The 18,135-nt window shown below is 38.0% G+C and carries 13 protein-coding genes, 5 pseudogenes and 1 riboswitch; of the genes and pseudogenes, 3 read left to right on the top strand and 15 right to left on the bottom strand.

Going from position 1 to position 18,135, the window contains the following annotated elements:
• Positions 1-8 precede the first annotated feature (8 nt).
• The 3 genes and pseudogenes from lepA to gpr form a co-directional block, all read right to left on the bottom strand.
• Positions 9-1,843 (bottom strand): annotated as a pseudogene (lepA, locus tag ACEWFH_RS08950) (translation elongation factor 4).
• Between the two features lie 163 nt (positions 1,844-2,006).
• Positions 2,007-2,354, bottom strand: coding sequence for a DUF3679 domain-containing protein (locus tag ACEWFH_RS08945; RefSeq protein WP_473726907.1), 348 nt, complete (start codon positions 2,352-2,354; stop codon positions 2,007-2,009).
• Between the two features lie 69 nt (positions 2,355-2,423).
• Positions 2,424-3,533 carry a GPR endopeptidase gene (gene gpr, locus ACEWFH_RS08940; RefSeq protein WP_473726906.1) on the bottom strand — a complete coding sequence of 370 codons (1,110 nt, stop codon included), beginning with the start codon at positions 3,531-3,533 and terminating at the stop codon, positions 2,424-2,426.
• A gap of 158 nt (positions 3,534-3,691) precedes the next feature.
• Here gpr and rpsT point away from each other — a divergent pair, with 158 nt between their 5' ends.
• Complete coding sequence (rpsT, locus tag ACEWFH_RS08935) at positions 3,692-3,958, top strand: 30S ribosomal protein S20 (protein ID WP_066291124.1); 267 nt, start codon at positions 3,692-3,694, stop codon at positions 3,956-3,958.
• Between the two features lie 448 nt (positions 3,959-4,406).
• Here the strand turns inward: rpsT and holA are convergent.
• Positions 4,407-5,431 (bottom strand): annotated as a pseudogene (gene holA, locus ACEWFH_RS08930) (DNA polymerase III subunit delta).
• 286 nt (positions 5,432-5,717) lie between these two features.
• Here holA and ACEWFH_RS08925 point away from each other — a divergent pair.
• Positions 5,718-5,849: a YqzM family protein gene (locus tag ACEWFH_RS08925; protein ID WP_473726905.1), complete on the top strand. Its 132-nt coding sequence runs from the start codon at positions 5,718-5,720 to the stop codon at positions 5,847-5,849.
• 36 nt (positions 5,850-5,885) lie between these two features.
• Here ACEWFH_RS08925 and ACEWFH_RS08920 read toward each other — a convergent pair whose 3' ends face one another.
• From ACEWFH_RS08920 to ACEWFH_RS08900, 5 genes are all read right to left on the bottom strand, one after another.
• Positions 5,886-6,827 (bottom strand): DNA internalization-related competence protein ComEC/Rec2, encoded by a 942-nt coding sequence (locus ACEWFH_RS08920; RefSeq protein WP_473726904.1) that lies wholly within the window; start codon positions 6,825-6,827, stop codon positions 5,886-5,888.
• Entirely contained in the window at positions 6,770-7,171 is a 402-nt protein-coding gene (locus ACEWFH_RS08915; RefSeq protein WP_473726903.1) for a ComEC/Rec2 family competence protein, read from the bottom strand. Before ACEWFH_RS08915 ends, ACEWFH_RS08920 begins: the two co-directional genes overlap by 58 nt.
• Positions 7,171-8,172: a ComEC/Rec2 family competence protein gene (locus ACEWFH_RS08910; RefSeq protein WP_473726902.1), complete on the bottom strand. Its 1,002-nt coding sequence runs from the start codon at positions 8,170-8,172 to the stop codon at positions 7,171-7,173. Before ACEWFH_RS08910 ends, ACEWFH_RS08915 begins: the two co-directional genes overlap by 1 nt.
• Complete coding sequence (locus ACEWFH_RS08905; RefSeq protein ID WP_473726901.1) at positions 8,169-8,630, bottom strand: ComE operon protein 2; 462 nt, start codon at positions 8,628-8,630, stop codon at positions 8,169-8,171. The genes ACEWFH_RS08910 and ACEWFH_RS08905 overlap by 4 nt, the downstream gene beginning before the upstream one ends.
• Positions 8,631-8,701: 71 nt before the next feature.
• Positions 8,702-9,337: a helix-hairpin-helix domain-containing protein gene (locus ACEWFH_RS08900; protein WP_473726900.1), complete on the bottom strand. Its 636-nt coding sequence runs from the start codon at positions 9,335-9,337 to the stop codon at positions 8,702-8,704.
• Positions 9,338-9,430: 93 nt separating this feature from the next.
• On the opposite strand from ACEWFH_RS08900, the gene comER reads away from it, so the two are divergent.
• A complete protein-coding gene (comER, locus tag ACEWFH_RS08895; RefSeq protein ID WP_473726899.1) occupies positions 9,431-10,267 on the top strand; it encodes a late competence protein ComER in 837 nt (278 codons plus the stop codon).
• 58 nt (positions 10,268-10,325) lie between these two features.
• Here comER and ACEWFH_RS08890 read toward each other — a convergent pair.
• From ACEWFH_RS08890 to ACEWFH_RS08865, 6 genes and pseudogenes are all read right to left on the bottom strand, one after another.
• Positions 10,326-11,376: pseudogene (locus ACEWFH_RS08890) on the bottom strand (ribonucleotide-diphosphate reductase subunit beta).
• The gene (locus tag ACEWFH_RS08885) at positions 11,366-13,591 is read right to left on the bottom strand and encodes a ribonucleoside-diphosphate reductase subunit alpha (RefSeq protein WP_473726898.1); all 2,226 of its coding nucleotides are present in this window, start codon (positions 13,589-13,591) and stop codon (positions 11,366-11,368) included. The pseudogene ACEWFH_RS08890 and the gene ACEWFH_RS08885 overlap by 11 nt, the downstream one beginning before the upstream one ends.
• A gap of 126 nt (positions 13,592-13,717) precedes the next feature.
• A riboswitch (cobalamin riboswitch) is annotated at positions 13,718-13,921 on the bottom strand.
• A 66-nt stretch (positions 13,922-13,987) separates the two neighbouring features.
• Complete coding sequence (locus ACEWFH_RS08880) at positions 13,988-14,773, bottom strand: 3-hydroxybutyrate dehydrogenase (RefSeq protein WP_473726897.1); 786 nt, start codon at positions 14,771-14,773, stop codon at positions 13,988-13,990.
• A gap of 27 nt (positions 14,774-14,800) precedes the next feature.
• Positions 14,801-16,194, bottom strand: a pseudogene (locus tag ACEWFH_RS08875) (GntP family permease).
• 313 nt (positions 16,195-16,507) lie between these two features.
• Positions 16,508-16,660 carry a helix-turn-helix domain-containing protein gene (locus ACEWFH_RS08870; protein WP_473727254.1) on the bottom strand — a complete coding sequence of 51 codons (153 nt, stop codon included), beginning with the start codon at positions 16,658-16,660 and terminating at the stop codon, positions 16,508-16,510.
• A gap of 81 nt (positions 16,661-16,741) precedes the next feature.
• Positions 16,742-17,781 (bottom strand): annotated as a pseudogene (locus ACEWFH_RS08865) (sigma 54-interacting transcriptional regulator); the annotation flags it as partial.
• Positions 17,782-18,135 lie beyond the last annotated feature (354 nt).

The raw sequence follows: 18,135 nt of genomic DNA, 5'->3' as shown, positions 1-18,135 counted from the left end.
AATGGTTTTTATTTGTTGTTGTTAGTATCATCCATACGAAGAACGGCCATAAACGCTTCTTGTGGTACATCAACTCGACCGATTGTCTTCATACGCTTCTTACCTTCTTTTTGCTTATCTAATAGCTTACGTTTACGTGAGATATCCCCACCGTAACATTTAGCTAAAACGTTCTTTCTTAATGCCTTGATGTTTGAACGAGCGACAATCTTTTGACCAATTGCAGCTTGGATTGGCACTTCAAACTGTTGACGCGGAATCAGTTCTTTCAGCTTCTCAACGACAACTTTACCGCGCTCATACGCGAAGTCTTTATGAACAATAACTGATAAGGCATCAATCTTTTCATTGTTCAGCAATATTTCCATTTTAACCAGCTTTGATGGCTTATAACCAATCAATTCATAGTCAAGAGATGCGTACCCTTTTGTACTTGATTTTAGCTGATCAAAGAAATCATACACGATCTCAGAAAGCGGAATCTCATAAAGCACGTTTACACGATTGTTTTCTAAATAATCCATCGTCATGAAGATCCCGCGTTTCTTTTGGCAGATCTCCATAATCGTCCCAACATAATCGTTCGGTGTCATGATTGAAGCTTTTACATATGGTTCTTCAACGACAGAAATCTTCTGTGCTTCAGGCATATTTGCAGGGTTATCGACGACTATTTTTTCCCATCCGTCATCGTAACGTTATAAATAACACTTGGTGCTGTTGCGATTAGATCGATGTTAAATTCACGTTCGATACGTTCTTGAATGATCTCCATATGAAGAAGTCCTAAGAATCCGCAACGGAATCCAAATCCAAGGGCTTGAGATGTCTCTGGCTCATATTGAAGAGCAGAATCATTCAATACAAGTCGTTCTAACGCTTCACGCAGATCGTTATACTTTGCCGTGTCTACTGGGTATAGTCCGCAATATACCATTGGGTTCATCTTTCTATAACCTGGAAGAGGCTCTGTTGCCCCTTTTACAGCGCTAGTAATCGTATCACCGACTTGTGTATCGCCGACGTTTTTGATGGATGCCGTTAAGAAACCAACATCACCAACCGTTAAGAAGTCTTTCTGAACCGCTTTTGGAGTAAACACCCCTAGTTCAAGTACTTCAAACTCTTTACCCGTTGCCATCATTTTGATCTTATCGCCGACCTTAACAGTTCCTTCAGCAACACGAATATACGTCACTACACCTCTATACGGATCATATAGAGAGTCGAAGATAAGCGCTTTAAGCGGCCCTTCTGGATCACCTGGAGGAGCTGGCACTTTTGCCACAATCTGCTCTAGGATGTCTTGAATACCAATGCCTGCTTTCGCTGAAGCAAGTACTGCTTCTGACGCATCCAGTCCGATAACATCTTCAATCTCCTGGCGCACTCGTTCTGGCTCAGCACTCGGGAGGTCAATCTTGTTGATAACCGGCAAAATCTCAAGATCATTCTCAAGAGCCAAGTACACGTTTGCTAACGTTTGTGCTTCAATTCCTTGAGCAGCATCAACGATCAGCAACGCTCCCTCACAAGCTGCTAAGCTTCTAGACACCTCGTATGTAAAATCTACGTGTCCTGGGGTATCAATCAAGTGGAACGTATAAATTTCACCATCTTTTGCTTTATATTGAAGCTGAACGGCATTTAATTTAATCGTTATTCCACGTTCACGTTCTAAGTCCATTGAGTCTAACAGCTGTTCTTTCATTTCACGCTGTGTTAGAGCACTTGTTTCTTCCAAAATTCTGTCAGCTAAAGTAGATTTTCCATGGTCAATATGAGCAATGATGGAAAAGTTTCTGATCTTAGCTTGTCTTTTTAATTTTTCTTCTCTGTTCATTATACGTTCACTCCTACAATTTTAGGAAAAGTCACTAGCTTTGATTATAGCAATACAAGGTATCTGTTTCAATCACAACCTCAAAAATAGGATTAGCAGTTGTTGATTATTAAATAAAAGGTAAAATAAAAAGAACCTCTAAAGGAGAAATCCTTTATGGTTCTTATGGCGAAAAGACAGCTAACATCTCCTGTATGATGATACCGAAAACAGAGATCATGAAACTAAAAGCTGAAGAGATCCAAGATGTAAGTTTTTGGCCAAGTGCAGAAAACACATTAAAAGAATCAATTTTATTTAATGTCTCTTGTTTTGTTTTTATATCATGACTCGTTACGGTCTCCGTCTCTGTTTTTGATAGACTTTGTGTTGTTGATGATAAAGATTCAAGACTCTCTTGAGATGGCCCTTTTAATTCATCCATCTCAAAATGTGCTTTTTGAATACCAAATAAGACTCCGAATAAAAGTATGATTACCAGTCCGAAACACTTTAACATAAATTTTGCCATGATTTTTCCTCCACGTGGGGATATACAATTTAAATTTATGCACAAGCTTATCCAAACATGACTAAAAACCTAATGTGTATATGACGATGTGTTTCCTTGATCGATTCCACCATGTAAAGCGGTGTTTAATCCATTTGCAAGAACGTTCGCCATATCTTCTATAAACACATCCACTTCCTTTGGCGTAACCATTAAGTTATGTCCAAGAGGAGCTAAAACTTCACGAATCAACCGAAGCTTCTCGTCGTCCTCCAACACACCCACTATTCCTAAAAATGATTTACGGTGACCTTCTTCAGGCATGTCATCTTCGGTTAGTACTTTCTTTTCTCCAAACGTCATGCCAGCAGGCAAAAGAGATTTGGACGGTTTGTCTTTCTCGTTCATCTCCCGGCCAAAGTGCTTTAAGATAAAATCAATCGTATCACTTGTAATCGTTGCCGCATCAACAACAGTAGGGATACCTATAGATATAACCGGAATACCCAATGTTTCTTTGCTCAGTTCTTTACGTTTGTTCCCAACACCTGAACCTGGATGGATTCCAGTATTGGACACTTGAATCGTAGCGTTAACCCTCTCAATAGATCGTGATGCTAAAGCATCAATTGCAATTACAAAATCAGGATTCACCCTTTTTACGATGCCATCAATAATATCGCTTGTTTCAATTCCTGTGATACCCATTACACCCGGTGAGATTGCACAGACGGGTCTGAATCCTTCTTCAACGTTTTCAGGTGCTAACTCGAAAAGGTGCTTCGTAATCGTTAAATTTTCAACGACAAGAGGACCAAGGGAATCAGGTGTTACATTCCAGTTGCCTAGACCTACAACTAAGCATGTATCCTCTTTTTTCACTCCTTGTTCATTTAAAAATTGATTAAAATCATGTGCAAAAACTTCTTGAACCCTCTCTTGAAGTTTAGAATCTTTTTCACGAATCCCTTGTACTTCAAAGGTTAAATACACACCCGCTTTTTTACCAGTTGTTTCTGCACCTTTCTCATCGATTTCAACTCTCACACACTTGATACCATCTCTATCTTTTTCATGTATAACGACACCCTCAAGAGTACTTTTATTAACAGCCTCATCTTCTTTTAATAGCATATCGTGAGCTTCTATTGCCAGATCCGTACGCACTGAATAGGCTTGAAGATCCAAATCTTTACCCATAATCTACCACCATCCTTTATTATGTATTTTTGCCGCAACTCTTCCTTTTCATTCTTGTATTGCATTTAAAGGGCGATTTTGATAGAATACTTTGTGTCCTATTTTTTGCAACGGAAAGTAATTTTGTTGCTCATGGTTCATTTAGGGAGGTGAATGGATTGGCTAATATTAAATCAGCGATTAAACGTGTAAAAACGAACGAAAAGCGTCGTGCTCACAACGCTTCACTTAAGTCTGGCATGCGTACTGCGATCAAAAACTTTGAAGCACTTGCAGCTTCAAACAATGCAGAAGGTGCTCAAGCAGCTTTTGTTACTGCTTCTAAGAAGATTGACAAAGCAGCGAACAAAGGACTTATCCACAAAAATGCAGCTTCTCGCCAAAAGTCTCGTCTTGCTAAGGCTTTAAACGGTGTTAACGCATAAATTGAAGGATGAAACCCGAAAAACGGCCTTACACCAATAGGTCGTTTTTTTATTTTGTTCTTATAATCATTTAAATTCTTGCCGTCTAATCTGTTATGAGCTGGCTTTTGTCTGACTAGGCAGAAAAATACAAAAGACCCCTTTCCAACTGCTGAAAAGGGGTCTTCATATATGGAAATAGGCTGGCATTTGCGATTATGTTAACGCCGGCCTTTTATTTTTTGAATCGGCAATTCTGGGCACGCGAATGTGCGTGGTGTTGTTTTGTTTGTCGAAAAGCCTATAAAAAGTTTTGAAGGACTATAAAAGTTGTGGAAGGCCTATAAATAAATTTGAAGGATTATAAAACTTTTTAAGGGCCCATAAAATAATTTTTGGGCCTATAAAAGTTGCTCAAGGCCCATAACTTAATCATATAAAGTTTTTTGCAGTCAAAGCTTCCAGTGTCTTATGAACCTTGTGAAAGTTTTACAATCTCCAACTCCAGTAAAAGCGTCTTATCCATCTGACCCGTTTTTAATTTATAATCTGTTTCAGCAAAGTTATTCAGACAGTTCCTTAGAAAACCTTCATCGAATCGATTTGCGTGTTTTGAAGCTAATTTCACTGCATAAGGATGTAATTTTAATGAGGAAGCAATCTGTTTCTCACCATACCCTTTTTTGAAAGTTCTTTCACACCAGTAATGATACGAAACTGCCTCGTGATCAATGCATGAATCTGGATTGGTTCTTGATTCTGTTTCATAAGATCATAAAAGCTTCTAAGGGCTTGTTCAGTCCTTTTATGGACCACGTGATCCACAAGTCCAAAAACATCATCTTCTAGTGTTCTAGCAACTAAGGAATCCACCGTTTCTTTTGAAATCACGCCATTCTCCCCAACAAAGAGAGCCATTTTTTCCATCTCTTTTGCCAAAATTGACATCTTCGTACCCAATCGAGCAAGTAGAAGTTCCACCGCTTCTCTATCAATGGTAACCCCTGAAGCAGCAGCTTCTTGTTGAAGCCATTTTTCAGCGGTATCGTTGCTAAGCTGAGAAACTTGTATGACTTCCGCTTGTGTTTTTAATTGTTTAACGATCTTTTTTCGTTCATCCAGCTTTTCATAAGGTACCACAATGACTAGTGTCGTATATTCCGCTGGATTTTGTATGTATTGTTCAAATACTTTATAGTCGTGTTCTATTTTTGTCTTTTCTTTTGCAGCAGTTAAAAATGCAGCGTTTTTCATGACTACGACTCGACGGTCTCCTAAGAAAGGCATCGTCTCTGCATCTTCAATTACTTCTTGAATGGAGATTTCATCCAGATTATGAACGCTCAAGTTAAAGTCCTTCTCGTCAGGAGACAAGAGGCTTGTAATAGTTTTTATAGCATCTTCTGCTAAATAAAGTTCTGTTCCCCAAATGAGATAGATTGGAGACGACTCTTTATTCTTTATCTTCTTTTTTAATGATTCAACTGTTAGCACCTTTTTCACCTCTCCTTATAATCCTATGGCGAATGAAAGGCATTTGCAAGCAAAAGAAGGAACAGAGCGTATGCCTGTTCCTTCATTTATGATAAACACTAACACCAAAACGATTATATCGTTTACGGTTAGCTTTAATAGGATATCCTATGCATTTTTATATTATTGGTGACAACGAATCTCATCTCTGGTAAGTTTTTGATAAAAGCAGTAAAAGAAAGCATTTTCAGTATGGATTTTTTAAAAATGATAACGTATACTAAGGATGGATTAGGAGGGTTGTCACATGAACCATTTTGAGAAAGATGTACAGAGCAAGCGTAACGACCTTATAGATTCCGGTATAGGCTTTGTTGTATCATTTGGATTCTTTACAGTAATTTTCGCCATCGGAGTCATTCTAAAAGCAATTGCATAATACATAAAAAAGGGCCGAATCGCATTCGGTTCTTTTTTATTGTGCGGTTTTTATTTTCAAACTCTCCTTTCCTACTTCAAAGGAAATATCACCCTGTTGGTCCGTGCGGTAGATCATGATTTTTTCGTTCTTTAATCGTTCTAAAACCTCACGAGCAGGATGGCCATATGTGTTGTTTTTACCTGCTGAGATAATCGCATATTGAGGTGATAGCTTTTTTAGGAAAGAATCAGTAGAGGATGTCGCGCTTCCATGATGGCCAATTTTGAGTACGTCGGCTTGCACGTGTTTAAAACTTTTAATAATCTCAGCTTCTGCTTCGTTTTCAACATCACCGGTAAACAAAAATCGTTTATCAAAAAGACTAACCCAAAGAACAATTGAGCCATTGTTAGAGGAATAAGGAGTGGCGCCTGGATGTAACACATAAAAGAAAGCATGATCGGTTCCCCATTTCATACCTTTACTTAACCTTATTACATCAATATTTTTTACTTGAGCAGTATTTCGAACCTGTTCTTCAAGTTCATTATCTTTTTCTTTGTTTGGTAAATAAACTGTGTTAATCCTGAGATTTTCGAGTAAAAACTCCGCCCCGCCAGCATGATCCATATCGCCATGACTAATGATCATCCCGTCTATTTCCCTGATCCCCTTAGCTTTTAAGAGTGGCAGCACTACTTGTTTCGTAACATTATACTCTTCTTCACGTTTTTCCCAGTCCTCTTTATCAAAAGAGATTGTTCCGCCTGTATCAATTAAATAGACAGCTTTTCTGTATGGCAACTCTATTAAAATACTGTCTCCTTGACCGACGTTTATAAAGGTAACGGATGCCTTTGGATTGATATAGGGGATAAACGTATGAATGATGATCACCAGTAAAAACGGGATAGCTATTTGTAATTGAAATCGCTTATTTACCTCCCATTTATAAAAAAATAAAATATAGATATAAAATATAATACAAATAACCACGTAACCGGCCGGCCAAGAACGATGCTTCCTTTCAGTAATTGAGCTTTAGTAAGGAGTGTTACTGAAAAGCCAAACACGAATTCAATGACAAAAGCAACGTGTGGAATAAATTCTGGTACACAAAAAGACAGAAAAAGCGCAACAAAAGAAACAGGGAACAATATAACAGAAACAAAAGGTATGTAAATCATGTTAAAAGGAATAGACCAGATCGAAAACTCGTAAAAATGATAAAGAACGATAGGAAAAGAATATAAGGAGCACATAAACGATGTCATGATCAGCAGACTGGTGTAGGATTTACCTTGGAATAAAGAAATTGAAGTAATTAGTACGAAGGTCATTAAAAAGAAAGCTGAAATCCAAGTTCAAAGCTATATGAAGGATTCCAAACAAGCATCCCTATGCAAACACAAGACAGGAGTGTTGCTGGACTAATTTTTCTTCTGAACATCATGATCAATATCACAACAATTCCCATCAAACCAGCCCGGACGATAGAACTCTCTCCTCCGGTTAAAACGATATAAATCGGCAAGAAAAAAATGATGATTATGTAGGCTACTTCTTTCACAATTCCCACTCGAACAAAGAAGAAATATAAAACAAATGAAACGATTCCAACGTTAAACCCTGATACAGCTAATAGATGTGTCAACCCCAGCTTCTGATACGCTTGAAGTGTTTTTGCCTCAATCCCATCTCTATAACCAAAAAGGAGAGCATTCATTAGACCAGCTGTATTTTTTGAAAATTGATTTTCTAATTGTTGAATCGCCCGGCTTCTCCAAATTTTTATTCTGTCTTGAGCGCTGGACCGATTCGTTATTTCACAGTGTTTAAAGTCGAAGTTTTCAGTCTCAAGTATCCAATATATATCCTTGTTTCTTAAATACTCACGATAATTCATTCCGTAAAAATGGCTTTGTGATTCAGGTTCTTTAAGGTTCCCTTTTAGTATGCAGCTCATATTAATTTCGAGATTTCTAAGTTGCTCCTTTTCAGTAGAAGTTTTCATTTTATGTTGAACAACCACTGTTTCGTTATTCGTTTCGTATTGAAAACTGAGCATCTTTCCATCCATTTTTGGGATGGTGTTTATTTGTCCGGGAAACATTATTTGACTTTGAGGTATTTTAGACTTGCTGTGCTTTAAATCATAATGAGAATAGATAAAGAAGAGCGGTAGAATAAAGAGGATGAAAAGGAATTTTCTTTTAATCTGTAAAACCATTACGATAACCAGAAATGCAGATCCTGCAATCCCGGTTACCGAGTGACTTTTGGACAGCCAAATTCCAATAAGTGCAAAAAGTGCACTTAAGACGGCATATCGAGGGTTCATACTTCGTTTGTGATAATGGCAGAAGGAGGGGATTTCATTTCTACTTTTTCTACAATTACACCTGCTTCTTTAAACTGTTCAATGCTGTATGGGTGGTTTTTGTAGTCTTCACCATAATAAATCTTTTTTATACCGCTTTGGATGATCAATCTGCAGCAATGCAAACAAGGAAAATGGGTTACATACATTTCAGCACCTTCAGTTGGTACTCCGAACTTTGCACATTGCAAAAGAGCGTTCATTTCTGCATGTATCGTTCGTACACAGTGACCATCTATTACGTAACAGCCTTCGTCGATACAATGTACGCCGCCTGAAATAGATCCGTTATATCCACCAGCGATAATTCGTTTATCTCTTACAATTGTTGCTCCTACAGCTAATCGTGTACACGTACTCCGTAGAGCAAGCAACTGACTTTGTGCCATATAATATTCGTTCCAAGATATTCGTTGCAACACCTACCGCCTCCTTTTATTTTATATAACACTAGTGTAGACCCCGTTATTTATAGGGTCAATAAAAACCATTACTCAAAACTGATTTTACCTTTCCATTGTTCAATCGTTTTTTCTCCAACACCCCTAACTTCCATTAATTGCTCCATTGAAGTAAATGGACCATGTTCTTCACGATAGGTGATAATACTTTGAGCTTTGGCAGGACCGACGCCGTTTAGCGTCTGTAGTAAGGATTCGTCAGCTGAATTTATGTTTATTACACCGCTAGTTTGAGAGCTAGTGTTTTCTTCCACACTCTGAACCTTGTATTCCTCCCCTTTTGAAGCAACATAAACAATCATCTCATCAGAAATTTTTAAAGCCTGATTTACCGAACGAAGCTCTGCTCCTTCTTGAAAACCGCCAGCCTTTTGAATAGCATGCATAACGCGATCTCCGTCTCTCATCTTATAAACACCTGGTTTCTTCACACTTCCTTGAACATCGACCATTATTAAGCCTTGCACTTCGTTATTTTCAACGTTTTTTTCACGCGCAGTCGCATCTGGAATTTTCATTTCCGCTTCATTTTGTATGGGTATTTGAGATGTTATAGGCATATTTTCTTCACTTTTGAAATAATTGAATAGAGATAAACTTAATGCAAGTAGAAAGACGATACCTATGCCAATGATCCAATTCAGGTGTTCTTTTATTTTCACCATTATTTCACCTACTTAGATAAGCTTGAACTTCGCAAAAATCATATTCAAAACATTGTGCGCATAGATTTTAAGGTAGAGGAAGGAGGTTCAGGTATGAAGGTTGGAATTATCGGAACCGGAAACATGGGAAGCGTTCTTGCTTCTTCTTTCATCGAATCTTCAGCCGTTTCACCATCTAGGATGATGGTTACTAACCGCACCCTGTCCAAAGCGGAGAGGCTGCAGCATGCCTATCCGAAATTGAAGATTGGAAATACACCAGAAGAAGTATTTCGATTTGCTGACATTGTATTTATCTGTGTAAAACCTCACGAATTTTATTCGTTATTATCAACGAACAAAAACACTATTTCTAAACATCAATTAATCGTGTCGATTACAAGCCCTATTTCATGTGAACAGCTGGAAGACTTGCTAGAATGCAATGTTGCTAGAGCCATTCCAAGCATCAATAACCGTGCGTTATCCGGGTCATCTCTCATCTCATTCGGCAAAAAATGTCACTCCGACTATAGAGAGAAGCTTCTTTCATTGATGGCCTACATTTCTACTCCGCTTGTTATTGATGAAAACATTACCCGCATCTCTTCTGATATTGCAAGCTGCGGTCCTGCATTTATTGGGTACGTGCTGCAATGTTTTATTAACTCAGCGGTTAATCAAACAGATATCACTAAATCTCAAGCAACACAGCTAGCTAGTGATATGATCATCGGTATGGGTAAATTGCTTGAAAAAGATATTTATACACTGCCTACATTGATACAGAAAGTGTGTGTAAAGGGCGGCATTACAGGAGAAGGCATTAAGATTTTAAGCAACGAGGTTGACGAAGTGTTTGACCATGTTATTAAGCGGACACATGAAAAATACTATGAGGAATGTGAAAAAGTAAGTCAGCAGTTTGAAGTGAAGGAAGAACTAAAATAAGGTTTATTGTCATTATAAACAATCAAATGAAAAAAGCCGGAATGAATTTCCCGGCTTTTTATAGTTCATCAAACCCATTTTCATCAGAGACCTTTGTGTATTGTCTCGATTTCTGCTCAAAAAATCACTTTTTCCAGCATTCACATCAGAATATGCTTTGATCCAAGGAAGCGGGTTTTTATTGTGCTGACGGTACAGTTTTTCAAACCCGAGTTCATTTAATCGTTTATTCGCCATAAACTTGATGTACGATTCTAAATCAGATTCATGAATACCATCAAACGAATTCCCTATGATATACTTGCTCCATTTTATCTCCAGCTCAGCGGCTTTTTTGAACGTATTTTTCGCAAATATCTCAAGTTCTTCGTTTCTTAGGTGTGGATATTCATCTAAGACTGCTTTAAACACTTGGCAGAATAAATAAACGTGTAGTTGTTCATCTCTATTAATATAGTTAATCATCGTTGAAGTTGAGACCATCTTTTGGTTTCTAGCTAAATTATAGAAAAAGCTGAATCCAGAATAAAAATTCAATCCTTCAAGAACCACATCGTAAATAATAGACTTTAAAAAGTTTCAGGATTTGGATTATGAAGAAACTCCTCATAGCCTTGTACAATAAAATCGTTACGTTCTCTTAGAACAGCGTCCGTCTTCCAATACTCAAATATTTCATCTTGCTTAGACTTCGGAACCAATGAAGACAAAACGTATGAATAAGACTGATTATGAACTACTTCTTGAAAAGATAGAGTAGCCATGAGAGCTGCTAGACTGGAATCTGTTAAATAAGCAGCCACTCTGCTTGAATAATCCGTTTGTACACTATCTAAAAAAGCTAACAAGCCAATAATTTTATTAAAGGTATCTTGCTCTTTTTCAGTAAGGTTCACATATTGTTTGCTGTCACTAGACATATTGATTTCAAATGGTGTCCAAAAATTGGACAGCATATTTTTATATAGCGGATAAGCCCATTTATACCTTACATCGTCCCAATTCAACACATTAGAGCTTCGTCCATTGATAATACCTGTAGAAGCGTTAGGTGCTTCCACATCATAGATTTTTCTCTCTTGCAAATTTTCTGCACCCTTAACTTTCACAGCTTTCACACCCTTCCAGCTCAATTGAAGTAGATCTCGTATAATAGGTGGTCTTCAACCCTTTTTGGAAGCTCAACATATGCAGATGCAAGAGCTCTTTCGCTTTTATATTATGATTTACATAAAGATTAAACGAGATTGATTGATCCACATGCCTTTGTCTTACAGCATTCTGTTCAATACTCCATGTTTGATCAATAAGGAAAGCTGATTTATAGAACCACGTTGTCTCAGCATTCAATTCAGGTGCTGTTACAGGAATCTTATAATTCTTCTTTTCTTCTGAGTAGAACTTTTTAAAAATAGGATCGACACTAGGTGTTGAATTTGCAATTATTGACGTGGATGAATTGGGTGCAACGGCAATAAGATAACCATTCCTTAAGCCGTGTATGCTGACTCTTTCTTTTAAGCACTGCCACTCTTCAGTGGAATAACCGCGCTTTATAAAATAGTCACCAGTGTTCCAGTCTGATCCTTTAAATGCAGGATACTCTCCTTTTTCTTTTGCGAGCTCACAACTGGCATTGATCACATAATAATTGATAGTTTTATAAAGTTGGTCTGCATATGATACTGCTTCATCACTTTCCCATTTGATTCCCTCTTTAGCTAGAAGGTGATGCCATCCGAATGTCCCTACCCCTATCGCTCTATATTTCTTATTAGTAAGCTCTGCTTGAGGTACATCAATACGGTTAAGATCGATTACATTATCAAGCATCCTAATCTGTATATCGATTACTCTTTTTAACACATTATCCTGGATTACTTTAGCGAGAGAAAGAGACGATAAGTTACATACAACAAAATCTCCTGGTGTTTTTCTAATTACAATTTCCCCATCTTCAGTCTCCTCAGAAGTAACGACGGTTGCGGACATGTTTTGCATAATCTCTGTACACAGGTTAGAAGCATAGATCATTCCTTTATGAGGATTGGGATTTAAACGGTTGACCGTATCTCGATAAAACATAAAAGGAGTTCCCGTCTCTAGCTGAGACTTCATGATTCGTTTCATGATTTCAATCGCAGGTACACATTTTTTGGAAAGTCTTTCGTCTTCAAGACACTCAGCATATTTTTCTCTGAAGCTTCCCGTGCCCTTTGTTTCGTCAAAGAAATCTTCTAAGGAGTATCCCTTTATCTTCCGTACTTCATGAGGATCAAACAAATACCAATCCTCCCGTTTTTCAACTTGTTCCATGAAAAGATCAGGCAGACAAACCCCTGTAAATAGGTCATGTGTTCTCATTCGCTCATCACCATTATTTAACTTAGCATCTAAAAATTCTAAAATATCTTTATGCCATATATCCAGGTAAACGGCAATCGCCCCTTGCCTTTGGCCAAGCTGATCAACAGAAACAGCTGTATTGTTTAACTGCTTCATCCATGGAATAACACCTGATGAGTTTCCTTTAAATCCTTTAATATCCGAGCCTCTTGCACGAATCTTGCCAAGATAGATTCCTAGTCCTCCACCGCCTTTTGAAACAGTTGCAGCATCTGTATTTGAATCAAAAATTCCCCTTAGGCTGTCATCAATCGTATCGATGAAGCATGAGCTTAACTGGCCGTAACTTTTACCTGCATTTGCTAGTGTCGGGGTTGCGACAGTCATATACAAATTAGATAGTGCCCAATAGGCTTCTTTCACTTGCTCGAGCCTGTTTGTTTTTACCTCATCCCTCATTAAAAATAACGCAATGAGCATCCAACGTTCTTGAGGCAATTCATAGATCTCATGATTAAATCCTTTTGCCAAGTATCTGTCAGCCAGTGTCTTTAATCCTATGTATGTAAAAAGCTTATCTTTAGCTGGATCTATCATTTTTTCAGCTTCTTCTATCTCTTGCTTACTATAAGAAGAAAGAATCGTAGAATCATAGATATTCAGGTCCACTAATTTTTGAATTAATCCATACAAGTTTGAATATGGGCGTTTCTCTATTTCTCCTTTGTTACTCAATACTTCTTCATATAGCTGCCTTAAATAAATCTGTGCCGCCACAAACGTCCAATCTGGCTCTTCAACAGTTAAGCCATTCAATGCTTCCATCACTAATTGTCTGAAAAGTGATGCAGAATCGTTTGATTCACGTTCTAGTTTCTCTGCTCTTTCTAAAAATGCGTTCGCTTGGATTCCTGGGAAATTCTCTACACATTCTCTTAACCACTCCCCGAGTAAAGAGTTTGCAGCTGTCATTTTCATCGTTCAAACACTCCTTAAATCATAATAAAAACCCTCTTCCATCAGGAAGAGGGTGAAAGAAACGTGTGAATGCTAAAATATTACCTTTATACAGCCACTGTTCTTTCTCCCAATCCCCGAGGAAAAGAAAATCGGAGTATTTCAGGCAGGTCTACTGGCTTTTGCTTCTTCCTACTTTGGGCCTTCCCATACAGCAGCCATAAAAAATATAGCTAATCTGTACAGTGGCTATTCCATTTCGTCCACAATTACAGTTGCGGGGACAGCTTCGGTTTCTCACCGAATTCCTTTTAAGCCGGAAGCTCCGGCACCTGAATTCTCCATATATAGGTTTGTAACATCTACTTTGACACTAAATATAGTTAATGTCAATTAAAACTATAAAATATTATTTTTTTATTGGGCCACATAACCGCCATCAATCACAATAGCCTGCCCTGTAACACCTTTTGCATTGTCACTAGAAAGAAACAGCGTGTAATCGGCAATTTCTTGAACATCAAGCAAGCGTTTTTGAGGAACAAGCGGGTAGATCACTTCTTCTAAGACTTTTTCGAGCTCAACGTTTCTAGTTTTCGCTAGATCCTCAAGCTGCCCTCTTACAAGCGGTGTGTCTACATATCCCGGGCACACAGCATTAACAGTAATACCATGCGCTGCACCTTCTAAAGCCGCTACCTTCGTTAAACCGATTACTCCATGCTTCGCACTATTATAAGCGGCCTTTCCAGCAAAACCAACTAAACCATTTATTGATGCCATATTGATGATACGTCCGAACCCTTGTTCTTTCATAATCGGAAACACATGTTTTGTCGCAATAAAAGGAGCAGTAAGCATTACATCAATCAACTGCTGAAACTTTTCAGTCGGGAACTCTTCTAAAGGAGACACGTATTGCAATCCAGCGTTGTTGATCAGGATATCGATCCGATTATAATGTTGAACGGCTCGATCCAAGGCCCTTGTTATGTCTTCCTCTCTTGTAACATTACACCCTAGCCCGGTTGCTTCATGGCCATTCTGCACCAAAACTTGAGCTGCCTCTTTTGCCTTCTCATCATTAAGGTCACTGATCACAACCTTTGCACCTTGTTCGGCAAAAGCTTTAGCTAACTGCAGTCCGATCCCGCTTGCAGCCCCAGTGATAAAAACAACTTTTTCTTCTACGAACGATTTCATGAATGTATACTCCTTTCTTTAAAATTCTTATACGATACCAAGCCCATAATAAAGTCCGATGATTACAAATACAGCTACCGTTTTAATAATTGTCATTGCAAAAATATCAATATAAGCCTGTTTATGAGTTAATCCTGTAACGGCTAATAGAGTAATTACAGCACCATTGTGAGGAAGAGTATCCATTCCTCCGCTCGCCATAGAGGCAACACGGTGAAGTACTTCTGGATCAATGCCTAATTTATTCGCTTGAGCAATATACGTTTCACTCATTGTTGCGAGCGCTATACTCATACCGCCTGACGCTGATCCTGTAATACCAGCTAAAGTGGTAGTCGTCACTGCTTCATTTATTAACGGATCTTTAATCGTATTTGACATTGCAGTATTTACCGCAGTAAAACCAGGAAGTGCTGCAATTACTCCCCCAAACCCATATTCTGATGCAGTATTTAGAGTAGCAAGCAGTGCGCCGCCAATCGATAAGTTGATTCCTTTATTAAAGTTGTTTTTAATTCTTTTAAACGAGAACAGAAGTACCGTAACGATACCAATAATCAAAGCACCTTCAACTGCCCAAACAGCAGCAAGTGTCGGAATCTGAATGTCAGGTACATTTTTCATACCGATGGCAGAAAAGTCAAACGTTGTTCCGTAATACTTTGGAATAAGAACCGTGAACCATTTATTGAACACTCCTACCAAAATTAGTGGAAGAATCGCAATAAATGCGTTAGGCAGGTTTTCAGATTCTAGTTTTTCAGGCTCGTTGCTGTGACCTGTTCCATAGCCTTCTCCTTTGCTGCCGCCTGTCTTCGTCTCCATTCCAAGTAGACCATACCAATAATGAAAACAAACATTCCACCAATAAAACCGAGCCATGGTGCTGCCCAAGTCGTCGTTCCAAAGAATGATGTTGGGATAATATTCTGTATTTGTGGACTACCCGGAAAAGCATCCATCGTAAAAGTAAAAGCACCTAATGCGATGGTTCCCGGTATAAGTCTCTTCGGAATATCTGCTAATTTAAAGAGTTCTGCTGCAAACGGGTAAAGAGCAAATGCAACTACGAATAACGATACGCCTCCGTATGTTAGAATGGCTCCAACTAGCACGATAGCAAGCATCGCTCTCGATGGTCCAATCAGTTTGATAACAAACTGCGTAATGGATTTTGCAAACCCTGACATCTCAATAACCTTTCCGAATATCGCTCCTAATAAAAACACTGGAAAGTATAACTTAATGAAACCAACCATTTTCTCCATAAAAACCCCAGAGAAAAACGGAAGTACATGTCCTGGTTCTGTTAGCAATACAGCAAAAAGTGCAGCGATCGGCGCGAATAAGATAACGCTAAAGCCTCTATACGCTACAAACATTAAGAAAAATAATGCCAATAATATAATAATAATGTCCATTTCTATTCCCCCATTTCTATCGTTCTTATACTTTGTAAAGCGCTTTCATTTTTTATAGCAACAGCACCTTTCACTATAATGTACACTCTGTTATTTAATGCAAGTTCCATGCCAACAAGGAAAATCCTTTGTAAGCGTCATATAAATATATTTTTTCCGAAAAATCGGAAAATAAAGATGATAGAGCTTCACTCATGTATGGATATTATCATAAAGGATGTATATAAAGCTGATTTTCTACTCATTTAATTAACATTATGAATAATTCCGAAAAAACGGAATGGCATTCCGTTTTTTCGGAAGGTATTATTTACTACCGAATATTATACTTTTTGATTTTATCGTACAAATTTGTTTTCCCTATTCCCAGTTGTTTCGCAACAGCCATAATGTCACCATTCATCTTCTCTAGATAATAAGAGATTACGTTTCTTTCTGTTTCTTGCACATGTTCTTTAAGGGTCATTACTGTTTTATTTACCCCTAATTTTTCTTTTAGAAAATCTGGGAAAGCGTCTAACGTCAATCGATCACTTTGTGTAAGCTGAATAGCTGCTTCTATGAAATTTTTCAGTTCTCTTGCGTTTCCGGGCCAGTCATATTCTAGAAAAGCTTCTTTAACATCATCATCAAAGCTGAGGATCCTTTTACCTGTCTCTTTGCCATTCATCACAATAAAGTTTTCTGCCAATGGCCAAATATCTTCTTTGCGCTCACGAAGTGGCGGTATCTGAATCTGTAGTACATTAATACGATAGAACAAGTCTTCCCGAAATTTGTTTTCCATAATTAACTTTTCTAGCGGACGGTTTGTTGCAGCGATCACTCTAACGTTTACCTTCTGAGTATGTACCGCACCAACAGGCTCTACCTCTTTCTCTTGAAGTACTCGAAGCAGCTTGATTTGCATACTTTGAGGGAGATCGCCAATTTCATCTAAAAATAATGTCCCTCCATCTGCAAGTTGAAACTTTCCTAATTTCCCGCCTTTTTTGCTCCCGTAAAAGCCCCTTCTGAATAGCCAAATAGTTCCGACTCAAATAAATGCTCAGGAACCGCCCCGCAATTTAGCTTTATAAACGGTTTGGAACTTCTTTCACTTAACTGATGAATGCTATGTGCCAGCAATTCCTTACCCGTTCCACTCTCACCACGTATCAATACCGATAAATCACCACTAGCAATGTTTTTTACATGTTTTTTTATTTTTCCAACTTCAGCTGAAGTTCCAGCAAAATCATTTAGCGTATATGTAGCACCATTTATTTCTTCCCACTCTTTTTTATAAAAATTGAGTTCATGAAGCAGAGCTTTAATATGAGAATTCATTTTTTTCCATTGTTCTGTATCCCTAAATATAACCGTACCAACTGCCCCTATTACTTTCCCTTCATTTAGAATTGGAATACGGTTAGCAATCATATAATTGCCTCTAATGAATTGCAGATCAGCGATTTCCACCTTTCCTTGTAACACCGCTTTATGCATCCTTGTATTTTCTATAACATCAGTAACATGCTTTCCGATAACTTCTTTAGGATCTTCTCCTAAAAACTTACAATATGTCTTATTCATATAACGGACGATACCTTCATGATCTACGACTACAATCCATTCGTAAGCGCTATCAATAATCGTCTCTAAAATATTATTTTTAAGCAACGAATCTTGATCTAACATATAAATTCTCCCTAATTCTGTAAGAAAGTAATACTCTTTACTTGTTATTGTAACGTTTCCTACAATAAAAGACAGCACAAAGGCTGTCTTCTTAAACTTTTATCTTTTTAACAGTTTTCTAAAAGATTGTTACTTTTGAGGCATTTACCTTCATTGACAAGTTGATTGTAGTGCAAGGATGCGAGACTCCTGGGGGATTAGTGGGACAGGTGAGACTCCTAAAAGTGCAAAGCGCTTAGGCGGCTCATCGCACCCCTGGAA

This window comes from Fictibacillus sp. EA-CB0309 (assembly GCF_055814265.1).
The sequence above is the reverse complement of the archived record's forward strand: the minus strand, read 5'-3'. Positions and strand labels throughout refer to the sequence as shown.